The 16,249-nt window shown below is 43.4% G+C and carries 10 protein-coding genes; 4 read left to right on the top strand and 6 right to left on the bottom strand.

Annotation, left to right across the window (positions count from 1 at the left end; all coding sequences use genetic code 11):
- The first annotated feature begins 462 nt into the window (after positions 1–462).
- Positions 463–1,638, top strand: coding sequence for an LptF/LptG family permease (locus tag F6K53_RS00990; RefSeq protein ID WP_364301272.1), 1,176 nt, complete (start codon positions 463–465; stop codon positions 1,636–1,638).
- A 167-nt stretch (positions 1,639–1,805) separates the two neighbouring features.
- Here the strand turns inward: F6K53_RS00990 and F6K53_RS00995 are convergent, their stop codons facing one another.
- The 4 genes from F6K53_RS00995 to F6K53_RS01010 all read right to left on the bottom strand — a co-directional run bounded on the left by F6K53_RS00995 (position 1,806) and on the right by F6K53_RS01010 (position 5,116).
- Positions 1,806–2,171: a DUF5615 family PIN-like protein gene (locus tag F6K53_RS00995; RefSeq protein ID WP_070395639.1), complete on the bottom strand. Its 366-nt coding sequence runs from the start codon at positions 2,169–2,171 to the stop codon at positions 1,806–1,808.
- Positions 2,168–2,518: a DUF433 domain-containing protein gene (locus tag F6K53_RS01000; protein WP_293021954.1), complete on the bottom strand. Its 351-nt coding sequence runs from the start codon at positions 2,516–2,518 to the stop codon at positions 2,168–2,170. The genes F6K53_RS00995 and F6K53_RS01000 overlap by 4 nt, the downstream gene beginning before the upstream one ends.
- Before the next feature lie 388 nt (positions 2,519–2,906).
- Positions 2,907–4,115, bottom strand: coding sequence for a 4-hydroxy-3-methylbut-2-enyl diphosphate reductase (locus F6K53_RS01005; RefSeq protein ID WP_293065181.1), 1,209 nt, complete (start codon positions 4,113–4,115; stop codon positions 2,907–2,909).
- Between the two features lie 131 nt (positions 4,116–4,246).
- Positions 4,247–5,116, bottom strand: a complete 870-nt coding sequence (locus tag F6K53_RS01010) for a GDSL-type esterase/lipase family protein (protein ID WP_293021952.1) — start codon at positions 5,114–5,116, stop codon at positions 4,247–4,249.
- Between the two features lie 268 nt (positions 5,117–5,384).
- Here F6K53_RS01010 and F6K53_RS01015 point away from each other — a divergent pair, with 268 nt between their 5' ends.
- Positions 5,385–5,528: a hypothetical protein gene (locus F6K53_RS01015; RefSeq protein ID WP_293065184.1), complete on the top strand. Its 144-nt coding sequence runs from the start codon at positions 5,385–5,387 to the stop codon at positions 5,526–5,528.
- Positions 5,529–5,657: 129 nt separating this feature from the next.
- Here F6K53_RS01015 and F6K53_RS01020 read toward each other — a convergent pair whose 3' ends face one another.
- Entirely contained in the window at positions 5,658–7,175 is a 1,518-nt protein-coding gene (locus tag F6K53_RS01020) for an ammonium transporter (RefSeq protein ID WP_293065187.1), read from the bottom strand.
- Positions 7,176–8,342: 1,167 nt separating this feature from the next.
- Here F6K53_RS01020 and F6K53_RS01025 point away from each other — a divergent pair.
- Positions 8,343–9,236, top strand: a complete 894-nt coding sequence (locus F6K53_RS01025) for a hypothetical protein (protein ID WP_293021950.1) — start codon at positions 8,343–8,345, stop codon at positions 9,234–9,236.
- A 44-nt stretch (positions 9,237–9,280) separates the two neighbouring features.
- Positions 9,281–11,767 carry an ATP-dependent DNA helicase RecG gene (gene recG, locus F6K53_RS01030; RefSeq protein ID WP_293021949.1) on the top strand — a complete coding sequence of 829 codons (2,487 nt, stop codon included), beginning with the start codon at positions 9,281–9,283 and terminating at the stop codon, positions 11,765–11,767.
- Positions 11,768–12,512: 745 nt separating this feature from the next.
- Here recG and F6K53_RS01035 read toward each other — a convergent pair.
- Entirely contained in the window at positions 12,513–15,422 is a 2,910-nt protein-coding gene (locus F6K53_RS01035; protein ID WP_293021948.1) for a glycerol-3-phosphate acyltransferase, read from the bottom strand.
- Between the last annotated feature and the right edge of the window lie 827 nt (positions 15,423–16,249).

Below are 16,249 nucleotides of genomic sequence, written 5' to 3' on the forward strand. Positions count from 1 at the left end.
ATTAAAGTTTGAAACAGCCCTGCCTCCCAGGAGGGGAAGAGCGGGAAATGGGGAGAATTATCCCGGAAATTATTGTGTATTTTGATACATATTTGGATTAATTTATACGTAGCGATGCAGCGCGGTCTTGGGGATTTCCCCCACTCGCTATTGCATCAAGACAATAAAAGTACCTACTCGCCCCTTTGTAAAAAACCTACCCTTGTATAGCAGTCGCCAGGGCAGGCGCGGACATGACAAAAGTCTCAAACCTAAATAAGCGCAAGAGTTTGACTTCTGACTTCTGACTTCTGACTTCTGACTTCTGCTATAAAACACCCCACACCACTTGTGATCAGAATTGCGATAGTTTGCAGATACTCGCATAACAAACATGGTAGGTTTACTGGATTGGGAAAACTTAGCAACAAAAGGCATGAAATTGTTTTCTATGCTTTTTGAAACTCTAACCACTTAAGAAGATTGAAACTCGGCAAACCTTACTTCCTCAAATTCGTTTTTCCTAGCTTATCAGTGATGGATCGCTACATCGCTGCTGAACTCATCCCACCGTTTCTATTTGGTGTTGGCGGGTTTTCATCTATTGGTGTGGCTGTGGGTAGCCTGTTTGATATGGTAGTCAAAATCACTGAGTTAGGACTATCTTGGACAATTGCTGCCCAAGTCGTGCTCTTAAAGTTTCCTGAGTTTATGTCCTATGCCTTACCCATATCAGTACTGCTCGCGACACTAATAGCATATTCTCGCTTGAGTAATGACAGTGAGTTAATTGCCCTGCGCAGCTGCGGTGTGAGTTTATATCGACTAGTTGCCCCTGCTCTGGTGCTCAGCCTAGTGGTCACGGGGATAACTTTCCTCTTCAATGAATTAATTGTTCCAGCGGCTAACTACCAGGCAACTATAACTTTAGAAAAAGCTCTTAATCAGGAAAAACCCGCTTTCGATGAAAACGGTATTCTGTATCCAGAGTATCAGACTTTTACCCAAACCAATGGCACAAGTACTCAGACAATCAAACGCTTATTCTACGCCAATGGATTTGATGGTCAGAGAATGAAAGATATGACTGTCTTGGAGTGGTCTAATCTGGGTAAGTTGAAGAAAATTATTCTATCGGAATCAGCCCTTTGGAACTCTAAGCAAAATACCTGGGATTTTTTCCATGGGTCAATTTATTTTATTAGTCCTAATACCTCTTTCCAGAAAATAGTAACCTTTGATCATCAACAAATCCCATTTCCTAGAGCACCCCTTGATTTAGTCACTAAAGCCCGTGACCCTTATGAGATGAATATTATTCAAGCCATAGAAATGATTAACTTGCTTAAGGGAGCTGGCGATCGCAAAAAACTCCGGATGCTGCAAGTGCGGATGCAACAAAAAATTGCTTTTCCATTCATTTGTATAATCTTTGGCTTAGTGGGAGCAAGCATGAGTATTCGACCTAAACGAATTAGTAAAGGGACTAGCTTTGGGGTCTGTTTAATCGTAATTTTTGGCTACTACTTACTGAGCTTTGTAATCGGAGGTTTCGGTATAGCGGGAATTCTATCCCCAGTTTTAGCCGCCTGGTTACCTAATTTATTCGGTTTCGGAGCAGGAGGATGGTTATTGTGGCGATTGGAGGGTAATGGTTGATGGTAATTTTGAGTAGGGAGTAGGGAGTAGAGAGTAGGGGGAATAAAATTGACTGTACCTCATAAGTACGATCGTCAGTATTCACCCTAATACTTACATTAAATTTATCACCTTGGATGTTAATTTAAAATTCTGTAAGCATTCACGTGCGTTACACTGTTGTTTTTTTATTCGCTCAAGGGTAAGTATTCAATTCGGTCTTGATATTCCTTGGGAAAGGAAGCTCCAGCAATAATGATTAGCTCTGCGAGGGTTTCTCCAATATGATTGGATGGATCGATTACAAAAATCCCCGGTACGTGCCGACTCTCTGCGAGATGGTCTACTAAATGTTTAGGCATAGATTTCCGATTGTTTGTTACTAAAATAAAATCATGAATCTCACACCAGATTAAAATCTCTGGATCGAGAGTTCCTTTAGGAGGAGCGCCTGGATCGCCGATCCTTCTGACAATAAGTTCTGGTGCTTGGCGCATCAGTTGGGTTCGGTAAAGGGAGGCGATATGCTCGTCCAGTAAATATTGGATCGTCATACAGCGCTCTTCGCTTGGGATGACTCTCGCTCCAGAGCGGCTTCTGCTTTCAATTGCCGGAACCTCTGTCGTGCAGGAGAAGGATTCTGTTTTTGTTCTTCTCGTTGTTGGCGGCAAAACTCTAGCCAGTCAGCTAAGTAAGCGCTGACCTCTTCTTTGTTGTGTAGATAGTAGAGAATAGTGGCATGAACCTGTTCTAAGGTAATGGTGTCAAATTGTTGGGTAATTTCTTCAGGGGTTCTGGCGCGGTAGATATATTCGTAGAGGACGCTTTCGATACCAATGCGGCTACCTTTGATGCGAATGTCGTCAGAGGCTAGGAAGTCGAAGTAGTCTTGGATTTCCATGGCAATTTGCAATTAATAAAAAAAGTTTTAAAAAAAAAATATGAGGCGCGAATACAATTTTTAAGTAGATGTAAACTACATTTAATTTTACCGTTATTATTTTTTTTAAGTCAACCTATTCGTTTATAATGGAAACGTGATTGCTAGGGATAAATCAAACTTTTGACCATTGTTTTCCTGGTAAGAATCCAATCGTTTTTTAGCATCCCCAGGATCGATATCGAGGCACGTAAGCATTAGGCTGTTCGCGTAGCGTGCGCGTAGCGCATGAGCTTAGATCTGAATGCTTACAAAATTGTTAAAATTGAAAATAATCAATGGCTATTAACCAGTTGAAATTTTCAATTTTAACTAATCCCAGTTATTCCTAAACTAACCCCAGTTAGTTCTAAACTGCGACAGCAGTCGCCTTCAGTTCAAAAATCATATTGATTACATCTTCTACTACCTTATCAGGAGTAGACGCTCCAGAGGTTACTCCTACTACTATCGAACCAGAGGGAAGCCAATTTCGTGCTACTTCCACCTCCTGATGCAGGGGTTTATGCTCGATTTCATCAGCAGAAATAATCCGGTTGACACTGTCAATGTGATAGGATGGTAGTTCTCGCTCAATCGCAATTTCTTGCAGGTGAGTGGTATTGGAAGAATTAAAACCACCAATCACAATCATCAAGTCTAGCTTTTCTTCCACTAGCTCCAACATGGCATCCTGCCGTTCTTGGGTGGCATCACAGATGGTATTGAAGCTTTGGAAGTGATCGTTTAAATTAGACGTACCATATTTCTTCATCATGGTGCGCTCAAAAAGTTTGCCGATCTGCTCGGTCTCGGTCTTGAGCATAGTAGTTTGGTTGGCAATCCCAATCCGCTCTAAATCCTGCTCCGGGTCAAAGCCAGCTGAGATAGCGTTTTTAAATTTATCGAGAAATTCCTCCCGGTTGCCACCATTGAGAATGTAGTTGGCAACGTATTCCGCTTCTTGTAGATTCAGCAGCACTAGATATTTTCCGGCAAAGGAACTCGTTGCTACCGTTTCCTCGTGTTTATATTTGCCGTGAATAATGGAAGTGTACTCTTTTTTCTTATGCTTCTCTACCGTATTCCAAACTTTGGACACCCAAGGACAGGTAGTATCTACAATCTTGCAGTCTTTCTCGTGGAGCAGCTGCATTTCCTGAACACTAGCACCGAATGCTGGTAAAATCACTACATCCCCAGCACCGACAACAGAGAAGTCTTTCTTGCCATCCTCAACGGCAATAAATTTTACTTCCATTTCCCGCAAGCGCTGGTTAACAGAGGGGTTGTGAATAATTTCATTAGTAATCCAGATCCGTTCATTGGGGAAGTGGGTGCGGGTTTCATAAGCCATGGCTACAGCTCGCTCTACACCCCAGCAAAAGCCAAATGCTTCTGCTAGCCGGATGGTCACATCTCCCTGTTGCAGCCGATAGTTCTTGGCACGAATCTGTTCAATCAGACTGCTTTGATATTCCGATTCCAACTGAGAGGTAACTTCGGCTTCGTGACCAAATCCTTTACGGTGGTAGTTATCTGATTTTTGGAGTGAGCGCTTGAAAGCTTTTGTATCCATTGAGCTATCTGAATAAAATTAATTATCAATCACTGCTATTACTATTAATTTACTTTTAATCAACCTTGACCTTAGTTACTATAGCAATCCTAAATAAATTGTGATAATTTTTGTTCCCTACTCCCTTCTCCCTACTCCCTGCTCCCTGTCCCCTTTGCTATCGGAATAGCTAATCCTTCTTGGAGGATAAGTTCCTCAAAGATTTGTAAACCATAGCGCCAGACTAAGTAACCTTGGGGACTCAGATGCAAGCCATCGGTACTAAGCTCAGGTTGCAGGTTGCCCTGACTATCAGCAAAGAGGGGATAGAGATTTAGATAAATCGCTCCTTCTGCGTGAGCGATCGCTTTTAGCTGCTGGTTCAGATTTTGGATGCGACTGTTGGGGATAGTAAGTAAGCGATCGCGTCCTTCCCAGGTTGCCTGTTCAGCACCATGGGGCAAAATCGATTGAAGGACAATCTTAGTTTCGGTATGGGCTCGCCGCAAGTAGCGAATCGTTAGCCGTTGGTTTTCTAGAATTGCTTCATCCTTGACCCCCCGAATTAGGTCATTGATGCCAATCATCACAAAAATTGCTTCTGGCTTAGTCTGATCCAAAATATCTAAGCGCTTGAGCAACCCTGCTGAGGTTTCCCCAGACAGTCCTTGATTAAGCCAGTAGCGTTTTGGGGGTAGCAGTGCATTGGGAAACCATAGGCTTAGAGAATCTCCCAACAGGACTGTTAACTGTTCCGGTTGTTGATTAGCCACTACCTGAGCTTCCTTCTCCAGCAGTGCCAGCCATTGTTGGTAATTTAACTGGTGTCGTGGCCCTAATTCAATTACTGGCTCAGGGGTAGGATTTAAAATTCGGGTAGTTACCACAGGATGGCTAACTGGATCTGACTTTGACTGGTGATACTCACCCAGTAGTAACCAGGTGAGAGTCACAATCATAAACCCATTGGCAGCAAGGGATATTAAAGCCCAAGGTGGACAACGCTTCAACTCAATGAACAAAAAATTTGCCTTATTTCTGTTCTAACATCCCTGAGGGCAAAGGTAATACCATCAGTTAACAGTTAACTGTTTACAGTTAACTGTTAACTGTTCACAAAACCTAGTTAAAAGCAATCGGCCATATCAGCAAAACGGTGACAGCTCCCACACTGACTCTTTGAGTTCAGTGTGGGCTTCCCAGCCAATCCAGCTATTGCTTAGGAGGCGCTGGGCTTTAAGAACGGACTGCCCTGCCGCTCTGTTTTTTTGGTCTTTTGTTTAATAATGTTTGACCAACTTTCCAGCATTTATGGCCTTTGGCCACGCTACGCGAACGGCTTTGAAAGTCAGTATTCCCAGTATAACACATAGATTGGTCTTTTGTGAAAGACTCTGTGCAAAATTCATCCCTGGAGACGAAACCGATAGATAGGGTCGCCTTAATCAAAAAGTTTTAACCCTTTTACGCATAACCGACTAACCATAAAGGCGACCCTATCCTTACGGTAACTTTAAACACTCATGCTGCGCATGTTCGTTGTGGGGCTTCTTTTGCCGGAAGCTAAAATTCAGAGCTACTAGCCATGTCTGTAGTACTACTGAAGTTACCCATGCTAGAACTAGGGATCACACTGGATTCCTTGACAAATCCAGCGTAAGCTTCCATACCGTGTTCGGCAATATCCAAGCCTTCCAGTTCTTCTTCTGGTGTCACCCGGATACCGAGGGTTAGTTTCAGCACGAACCAGACGATGCCACTAAACAGCACCGTGAAGCCCCCAATCGCTAGAATACCGATGATTTGGGTGCCAAGCTGACCAGCACTACCAGCGGTGAACAGACCTGAATCTTTAGCGAAAAGTCCAACGGCTAGGGTTCCCCAGATACCATTGACCAAGTGGACTGAAATTGCCCCTACCGGGTCATCAATTTTGATGTTGTCAAAGAAGGAAACGGAGAATACAACAATGATGCCACCAATAGCACCAATAATCACTGCTGAGAGATAAGTGACATTGTTACAGGGAGCGGTAATTGCCACTAATCCTGCCAAAATCCCGTTAATGATCATTGACAGGTCTGGCTTACCATCTTTTAGCCAAGCCGTCAAGGTAGCAGTAATCCCACCAGCTGCTGCGGCTAGGTTAGTTGTTACTGCAATATAGGGAACTGCCTCACTAGCAGCTAACTCAGAACCGGGATTGAAGCCAAACCAGCCGATCCAGAGAATCAAGCAACCAAGAGTGGCAATACTCATGTTGTGACCTGGGATAGCACGAGGTTCACCGTTTTGGTACTTACCGCTACGGGGTCCGAGGAAGGCAGCTCCCATCAAAGCCGCCCAGCCACCAACGGAGTGAACCACGGTTGAGCCAGCAAAGTCTGAGAATCCCATGGCACCAAGCCAACCATCACTGCTCCAAACCCAGTGTCCAGTGATGGAGTAGGATACCCCAACAATCAGGATGCTGAAGATTAAAAAGTCTAGGAACTTAATCCGTTCAGCAACAGCACCGGACACGATGGTGGCAGCAGTTCCAGCAAAAGCAGCTTGGAATAGGAAAAATACCGATATCGGTAGACCTGCCGGAAATGGATCTAACCCATAGGTAGCGGGCTCTTCACTGTTGAGGAAAAAGCCCGACAGTCCAATAAATGCGTTGCCTTTGCCGAACATAAAGGAGAAACCAATTGCCCAAAACGCAATGGTTGCCAAGGCAAAGACGATTAGGTTCTTCGAGAGAATGTTTACCGCATTCTTCTGGCGGCAGAAGCCGGTTTCTAGCATTCCGAATCCGGCATTCATGAAAATAACTAAAATAGCAGCTACCAATACCCAGATAGTATTGAGAGTTCCCTGAATTTCTGCTGGGGTAGGTGCCGCACTATCCTGGGCAACAGCAGCTGTATGCCAAACTAGAATAATTATCCCTGTCAGGGGAATACAGGCGAGCCAGTAGGGGGAAAAGGATTTTGCGATCGCTTTGAATGGCTCTAGATAAGGATAATCCCACGATGAGCGGGAGGCTTGGTGAGCCATAGGTCGCCTAGATTTTACTAGGGTACCTTTGTTTTTCATTGTTCGCTGAGATTTTGAACTTGTCATAATAAGCGTTAACTTACCTCTCTTTTAGATACACTTCCTCACACTGAGAAACTTCAGGAAACAAATTGTAAAATTAGCCACCGAAACCTAAGAGTCCATCGTTTTTCAAGGACTCATCATGACCTCACCCTGCTACCTTTACATACCTGATTGCTAGATGCTAGACCCCTGTCTGCGCCAGTAATCAGGGAGTTTCGTCAGCTAAAGCCTCGTCTTAAGACAAAACCCTACAAATAACTGGGACTATAGTCAAGGGAATTAAAGCATTATTTGAAATTTTTAATGAAATATTTCATTAAAAATTTCTGCAGGATACACCCTCTACATTGGTAGAGTTACCTGGTTAAGGGGATTTCAAACAGGACTTACACATTTGCACCCTAAATTACCCAATTATGGGTAACTGTGACATCATTACACACCATAATTGGGGGCTAGGGGGGCGAAATAAACTTCACCGCGTAAGTCCTGTCAAAGTGCGAACGCCACTTTGTCGCACTCAGCCCCCTGTGAGATGCTGCACCTCCAACTAACGGTTTACAAATTAATCCAGTTCTAGGTTCGAGTAACTGTGTTTTCTTGGTAGAAAATTGACCAAGCAATTTCGATAAAACTGTTACACGATACATGGTTATCAACCTCTCGTGTAAAAGTGATTAGTCCCCAAGACCCAAGTTTAGCAAGATGTCCCAACTACCACACACTAATGCTCACGAAAGTTTTCCGATAATCCGAACTGGGGAAGTATAACGGAAGTGCTTACCAGCTAAACGCGCTTGTGGTCTAGTCAACCCTAAGAAAGTGTTACCGCTTTCTTAGCCCACTTACATCCTTTCGGATTAGGTGGGGTTATTGACTAGTTGATAGCTTTGTATTTGAGGTGTTTTGATATAATATCTTTTTCTGTTATGATTCTGTATCAATAGATACTGTTTTTCACAAAAAATGAGCGTATTCAAAATTAGGTAGATGCCATGTCTAGTCGGGGATCTCATTGGGTGTGGAGTTGGGTGTGGAGAATTGGACAATCTCACGGGTATAAGCCGATCATGGTAAAACTATAAGAATGGGCATACTGTAGACTAGGCATGTATTTGATATGCTCAACGGATTAACTATGGAATTGTATAGATAACAGCAGTGAATCGAATTGACCAGGAATTGGCAACCTTAGAGGAAGCCATCATCCATTTGGCACAGGAATTCCAAACAACCTACTCTAACTATTTGACCTTTTTAGGTCAATGCGTGGGGCAGCAGCTGATTATGGCTGCCTATCGGATTTGCACTCAAGGGTATCCTGAGTCTTTTCTAAATTTGTCGGTTAACAGTAAGCAACAGTTACAGCAATCCCTACGAAAGCTGGCTCAAGAGACTCAACAACAGTTGCCATCACTCCTCGAACAGTGGCAAGAGTCAAGGTCAGCTACTACTGATGACTCTAATCATGACTTGGATCATGATCAGAGTCATGATCCAAGTCATGACTCTGAAAATTCTGAAATGTCTTCATCTACAGAAGACTCTTCATGGTTTAAAGCTCCAACCGAGCCATCACCAGCAGCTGAGTTAACGAGTAACCCACGAAATAGCATAGAAAAACTGGAGCAATGGCTCAAGCACCTAGACAGTGGGATCACCAAAACCATTCAAGATGTCTCTGTGGAAGCTAATCGGCTATTGCATAAATGCTCTATTATACCAGACAAATTCCCCCAAGAAATCCTAGAAGCAGCGGTAAAAGTCGAAGCATCTGCGGTCGAAACGGCTGAATCTCCTAATATTATCAAAATAATGATGGAAACTAAAGGTGATCGGGAAACCGATGAATCCAGATTAACCCGTATTATTGCCATTAAGCTGCGCTTATCTGAGATAGAGTTTGCTGAGCCCAACTTGACCCCTGGACGTAATAAAATTAGAGATCTATTAGCTAAAATGAGTCAACTGAAGCGAGAGTATTACAAAAAACAGCGGCAAAAGGCAGTTGCTCAAGCCGAAGCAGCATGGCGTGCCAGCTGGTTTGATGATTAAACTGAGGTAATGATCAATGACTAATGACTAATGACCAATGACCAATGACCGAATTACCAGATTGGGTGCGATTGCAAAAAGCCCTGTCGGTAGAAGCAAGAGTTGGCTTTACTGATTTGGAAGGGAATCAATACCGCTTTAGTGAATTCCTCTGCCTCAGTTTTAGTAAGACTCCTAATGTCCTCACATCAACTGAGAAACGGCGTTGGCAGGAAATCGGCAATCAGTTTGCCCGTTATGCTCAGATGACGCTACAGCAAAGGCAACATCTGGTAGCTGATACTCGCCGCTTTCTCAACGACCTCCAGCAGGACACTCAACGCCGTTTAGCTAAAGATAAATCTCAAACAGAACATCCTATGGTCAGAGTGCCTAAAACCAAGCCCTTGGTGGAGAAACAACAGGCATCCTCAGAGCTTGGTAGTAAAAAAAACCTTGACCTACCACTGGCTAAGTTGGCAGCGGTGGGTAGTAAAAACAGTGAGTATTTAGCACGTCTGGGTCTGCACAAAGTGCGTGACTTGCTATATTACTACCCCCGTGATCATGTTAACTATGCCCGTCAGGTCAATATGGCTGACTTAGTACCTGGTGAAACAGTTACTATCATGGGTACAGTGAAGCGCTGTAACTGTTTCAGTAGCCCTCGTAATAAAAAATTAACTATTTTAGATATAGTCTTAAAAGACTCTACTGGTGAAATTAAGCTCAGTCGTTTTTTTGCTGGCTTTCGTTACAGTAATCGTAACTGGCAGTATCAACAAAAGCGGCGGTATCCAGTGGGAGCAGTGGTAGCTGCTTCGGGTTTGGTAAAGAAAAATAAATATGGGATTACTCTAGAAGACCCGGAACTGGAAGTATTAGAGCATCCAGGGGGTAGCATTGACTCGATGAAAATAGGTCGAGTTGTACCGGTTTATTCCCTAACCGAAGGGGTACCAGCCGACTTGGTGAGGCGGGCGATAATTGCTGCACTTCCCTACACTTCTTTGATTAAGGAACCCTTGCCAGTAACCTTTCGTAAAGAATATGGGTTGATGGGGGTTTCTGATGCGATCGCAAACATTCATTTTCCCCAAGATGCAGACACCCTTGCTGATGCCAGAAGGCGCTTAGTCTTTGATGAATTTTTCTACTTACAGCTCGGATTTCTCCAGCGCCGCCAAGCTCAGCGTAAAACCCAAAGCAGTGCGGTCATGGCTCCGATTGGTAAACTCTTTGACCAATTTCATCAACTGCTTCCTTTTGAATTAACCGGGGCTCAGACAAGAGTCATCAATGAAATTCTCAAGGATATGGAATCCGAGACACCCATGAATCGATTGGTTCAGGGAGATGTCGGTTCCGGTAAAACTATTGTGGCAGTTTATGCTATTCTAGCCGCCATCCAATCGGGGTACCAAGCTGCTCTGATGGCTCCCACTGAAGTATTAGCTGAACAGCACTATCGTAAGTTAGTAAATTGGTTTAATTTACTACACCTTCCGGTTGAATTACTAACAGGTTCTACTAAAGTTTCTAAGCGTAGAAAAATTCATTCCCAGCTAGAAACAGGAGAACTTCCTTTGTTGGTAGGAACTCATGCTTTGATTCAAGACCCAGTGAACTTCCACAGTTTGGGTTTAGTAGTAATCGATGAACAGCATCGATTTGGGGTCAAGCAACGGGCTCGTTTACAGCAAAAAGGCCAATCTCCCCATGTGCTGACTCTGACCGCTACGCCAATTCCCAGAACCCTAGCGCTAACCCTCCACGGGGATTTGGATGTGAGTCAGATTGATGAATTGCCCCCTGGTCGTCAGAAGATTCAGACTACTGTACTAAAGGGAAAAGAGAGGAAACATGCCTATGACCTGATTCGTCGAGAAGTGGCTCAAGGACGGCAAGCCTATATGGTATTGCCCTTGATTGAGGAATCGAACAAATTAGATTTGCGGTCAGTAATTGAAGAGCATAAACGACTGTCTGAAAGTATATTTCCAGAATTTAAGGTTGGGTTACTTCATGGTCGGATGAATTCAGCTGAGAAAGATAAATCACTTAGTGCCTTTCGGGATAACAAAAGCCAAATTATTGTTTCAACTACTGTTATTGAAGTGGGTGTAGATGTACCAAATGCTACCGTAATGATGATTGAAAATGCAGAACGGTTTGGGTTATCTCAGTTACACCAATTACGGGGTCGTGTGGGTCGAGGTTCTGACAAATCTTATTGTCTTTTAGTAAGTGGTTCTAATACTGAAACAGCTAGACAACGTTTGGGGGTATTAGAACAGTCCCAGGATGGCTTTTTTATCTCTGAAATGGATATGCGTTTTCGTGGTCCTGGGGAAGTTTTAGGTAAGCGCCAATCCGGGTTAGCAGATTTTGCTCTAGCTAGTTTGGTAGAAGACCAAGAGGTATTAAATTTGGCGAGGGATGCAGCAGAAAAGATTATTCTTCAGGATGAAATATTGGAGAATTACCCTTTAATGAAAGTCGAGTTAGAGTATCGGTATCAGTGGTTAATGGATGGGACAATTATGACTTAATTTACCATAGAATTATTTGATAAGTTGGGAGTAGGGAGTAGGGAGTAGGGAGTAGGGCAGAGGGAACAAAAATTAATTCTCATAATTCCTACACGGATACCTATTAATAATAGAAATTAATAATGGATAAAATGGATAAACGGTAATGGTTAACTGTAAAAGCAACTAATTAGTTTTATTATTTGGAGTTAGTTTTTGACTTCAAAGATATGGTGTATACAGGGGTTTTAAACAAGGTACTAAAGAACCCCAATTTAAAATTGCTGTAATAAGTAAACTGTATTTTGTTTGTTTATAATTTTTGGCTATACCGAACCTAGTATGCATAAATACGCGCTTATTTACCACTAAATCTGATTGGGAAGTCTATTTATAGCGCTACGCGCAAGTCAGCAAGGTTCTTGCGTCAGAAGTCAAAAGTAAGCTATGACTAAGTTTCGGAGTTTAGGAATGTCAAACATCTGAATGCGTAGTGCTATATAAAAAATCATTCTATCAGAAACTAAAACTATTACCGCATAAGGATTAGACTAATTATTTTTTAAAAGTTTTACATAGCAAGTTCGGTAGAGCCGAATTTTTATAATTCATTTATCGGTAAATGACTATAATTTTTTGAATTTTGAATTTTGAATTGGGCAAAGCAGTATAGAAATCCTCAATGAATTGTGATAATTTTTGATGCCATATTCCCTACTCCCTACTCCCTACTCCCTATTCCCTATTCCCTGTTCCCTTTACTATACTAGTCCAATACCTCAACTGTCCCCAACTGACCATCAATCCTGACCCGTTGACCATCTCGTAATATATCAGTAGCATGATTAATATCCATTACGGCTGGGATACCATACTCTCGGGCTACAATGGCACCATGGGACAGACGTCCCCCTACTTCAGAAATTAAGCCACCAGCACGAGCGAGTAATGGTGCCCAACCGGAATCGGTGTAGGGTACAACTACAATGCTTTGCTGGTCAATAGTGATATCACTTTGCAAGCTTTTCACTACTTTTACCAAACCCTCTACAAGTCCCGAACTGGCACCAATGCCTTGTAGCAGTCGTTGCTCAGACCCAGCTAAAGATTTGGGGTCAGCGGGTAAGGGAGGATTATTGCCATAAACCAGGAAAGGTACCGTAGTCAGCTGAGCATCCTGTTCAAATTTAGTGCGCCGTTGTTGCACAATTTCTGGAAGCTGTTGTCTGAGTTCCTGGTTATCACTACCTACTAGAGAGCGAATTTCGGGTAACTCCAAGAAAAAAATGTCCCCTGGTTCAACTAGTAAACCTGACAGCAGCCAGCGTGCCTCTAGAGCCAAGAAGCTCCAGCGTAGGTGAGCCATCAGCTTAGAGTAGACTTGGGTCACTCGACCTTTGAGATTCAGCCGTGCTTGTACCACTTCAGCTTTCCAGTTTTGCCCTCTAGGTTTTGGAGATTGGGGGAGTGGATGAGCTAGAAACTCAGCGAACAGCTTCCTGACCGATCGGGGGTCTTCTTGCCAGCGGGGAATTGCTACATCGGTTGCCACTTCGCTAAGGTAACCATAGCCCTCAAGAAAGCGGTCAAACTGCTCTAAAATGCTAGAACCATCTGGGATTTCTACTAGGGTGGCAAACAGAGAGGCTCCACTGTCATAGATAATCTGTTCGTGACTTAATAAATGGCGAGCATCTGCTGCGATCTTAGCCAAGGCTCGCATACTATCGACCTCTGGAGTTTTGCTGTTATCTAGTTCTTTGTCATCAATCTTGAGTACTGCCTGCCGCAAGGACATACTAAGGGGAGCAAGAATACTATAGTAGGTGGCTCGTTTCAACACCTTCAGAATACTGTCGATGCGTTCTAGGAGTTGTACTGGAGATAATTCCGACTGGGTTCTTGCTGAAAGCTGATTCAATAGCGGCAGAAAGTGGGTTTGGTAATCCGCTTCAAAGTCTTGGTCTAAACGCCATTCCCGACCGAGCAATCGTAGTAAACCAGGTAGGTTTTTTATAGTGGTATTTATCGGTGGTTTGGAAAACTTAGCTCCCCTAGTCAGAAATTCCAGACTTTCTGGGGGTAGACCCATACGCCGAAAAATTTTCCCCAACAGAGTTACATTGAAGTAAGCATGGGAATAGTGCAGGGTGGCAGTTTCCTTGAAATCCATTCCTTTAGCTCGCTTCCCCAGCACTATGGTAAAAATCTCTCCCCAAACACCGCAGGTTAGGGGACGATTAATCGACCAAGTTAGGGTTCGGATTACTCCTGGAATTACTTCCGCAGCAATTTTACGAGTCCAGGTTGGTTGTAGAGTAGTTATAGGTCGTGCTTGCAGTAACCAAAGGGTTTGACCGTCATAACTCCACTCAATATCTTGGGGAAGACCCTGGTAATAGTTTTCTAACCGACGTGCCAAAAGCGCCACTTGTTTGATTAAAGCTGGAGGGACATCACCACTGCCCTCAATCCGTGAGGAGGGCAAAGTTTCTGCTGAATCCTCTTGCTTCCCTGACTTCTGGAAATAAACTTGGTACTGCTCTGGTGTTACTTTACCCGATACAACTTGTGTAGCATATCCAGGTAGGGCTTCGACCACTACAGCTTCTCCCTGTTGGGAAATAGGGTCACGACTGAAAGCAACCCCAGAAAAAACCCCCTTGACTTGTTTTTGAATTAGCACAGCCATAGCTGTATCTGGCAGTTGCTGATCGCGACGGTATTGTGCAGCTACTGGATTACGATAAGACTCTAAAACTCGATTAATGGCATCGAGTAGTGCGGCTGAGCTGGTCACCTGCAAGATGCTTTGATACTGCCCTGCTGCTGAAGCCTGGGCTGAATCTTCTCCTACTGCGGAAGAACGCACAACCAGGGGTTCAGATTCAGAAACGGGTAGGTATTTGAGCAAAGGTTCTGGATCATCCCCTGGAGGTAGTACCCAGCCGACAGGTACTGAGTAACCAGAACGCTTCAGCTGGGATAGGGTGGCAGCTTTTTGCCCAACTTTTTTAGGGTCTAGTTTGGTGTCCAGAGAAATTACGGCACTATCGCCTTGGAAAAAATGAAACACTTTCTTTGATTCTGCTTGAGCTTCCCCACTGGGAAGGTCTAAGTCATCGGGAATTTTTTGATAAATCCAAGCTAATAATAGACTCAAGCTGGTGGCAATTACAATTCTGGAGTAATCCTGGGGATGCAATAAAGCCAGAATCACGGGAAACAATACTAAAATCACCCGTTTGCCATGTTTGGGATTGCGGAAAATGGTAAAGCTAATCCCTCCAATCAAAAATACTAGCAATGCGAGAATGGGGTCATGCCATAATACTCCCCAAGTGACATTGGTCGTCCCTGCACCTTTGCCTATCCAGTAACGACCTAACACCAACATGATTAGAGCGATCAATTCCCAGGCTGATTCACTGGGAAAGAAGTGACGAGCTAGTAAGACTGCTGCAATTCCTTTTGCTGCCTCTGAAAGTACTGCCAAGACACCAACCAGATTTCCTCCGTGGTAAAAGGCGGCTGAAACTGATATATTACCAGTACCTACCTGGGCTAGGTTATGCCTTGTCAGTACATAGGTAATCCAGGCAATCAGAGGTAGTCCACCTAAGATAGGACAGACGGTAAAAATGAGCAAGAACCCTAAAATCTGGGTTAGTGTCATGGGACTAATGGAAATCACTTAGTGAGATAGAGAGAGCTTTATAACTACTTTATAAGAATTAAATAAGAAGTATATCAAAAGTATATAATAAATATTTGGACTTACTGGCATCAAAAGATGACTAGTAATCACAACTAGTAATCACAATTGTAGTTTGTAAAATTATCTAACCCAAAAGCAAGCCAAATTGTCTAAACAATTTGCTTGATTTAACTAAAATACGAGTAAAGTATTTATATCATTTGGTAGGTATATTATTACCTGTTATAATTATAGTTTGGGTTCAATGCGTTAACCTGATTTAGTCCCTAAGTTGCTTTAATCCCCACAGCTTTTGCACAGGGGTTCTCAAGTGCGTTTTCCATAGTGAATGAGATTCCCATGCCAGCAGCCCGTAAAACCCCATCCTGCCTTCGGTAGTCACACTTTTGAATTAGTCTACGATGTTTGGTAAGGTTAACGTTTTTTCTTTTCTTTTATTTAACGATTGATAATGTAAATTGATAATATGAACAGGACTTACGCGGTTACGTTGATTTCCCCCCCAAAATTGGCAGGCTAGGGGGGCAAAATTAACTTAACCACGTAAGTTCTGTACTGGTATAGCGCTACGGGCAAGTCAGCAAGGTTCTTGCGTCAGAAGTCAAAAGTAAGCTAGGACTAGGTTTGCTGAGTTTAGGAATGTCCTAAGCTTAATGGGTAGTGCTATAAGGTGTGGGTGCGTGGATTGCGTCCCAACACCAATCGGGTAAGTTTTCAGAACTTTGCCGATAACAACAACGTGTCTAACGTTGCTGGAGGAGTTGGTAGCTTTGGCACGGCACCTC

The sequence above is a fragment of the Moorena sp. SIO4A1 genome (assembly GCF_010672065.1).
In the GTDB taxonomy this organism is placed as follows: domain Bacteria; phylum Cyanobacteriota; class Cyanobacteriia; order Cyanobacteriales; family Coleofasciculaceae; genus Moorena.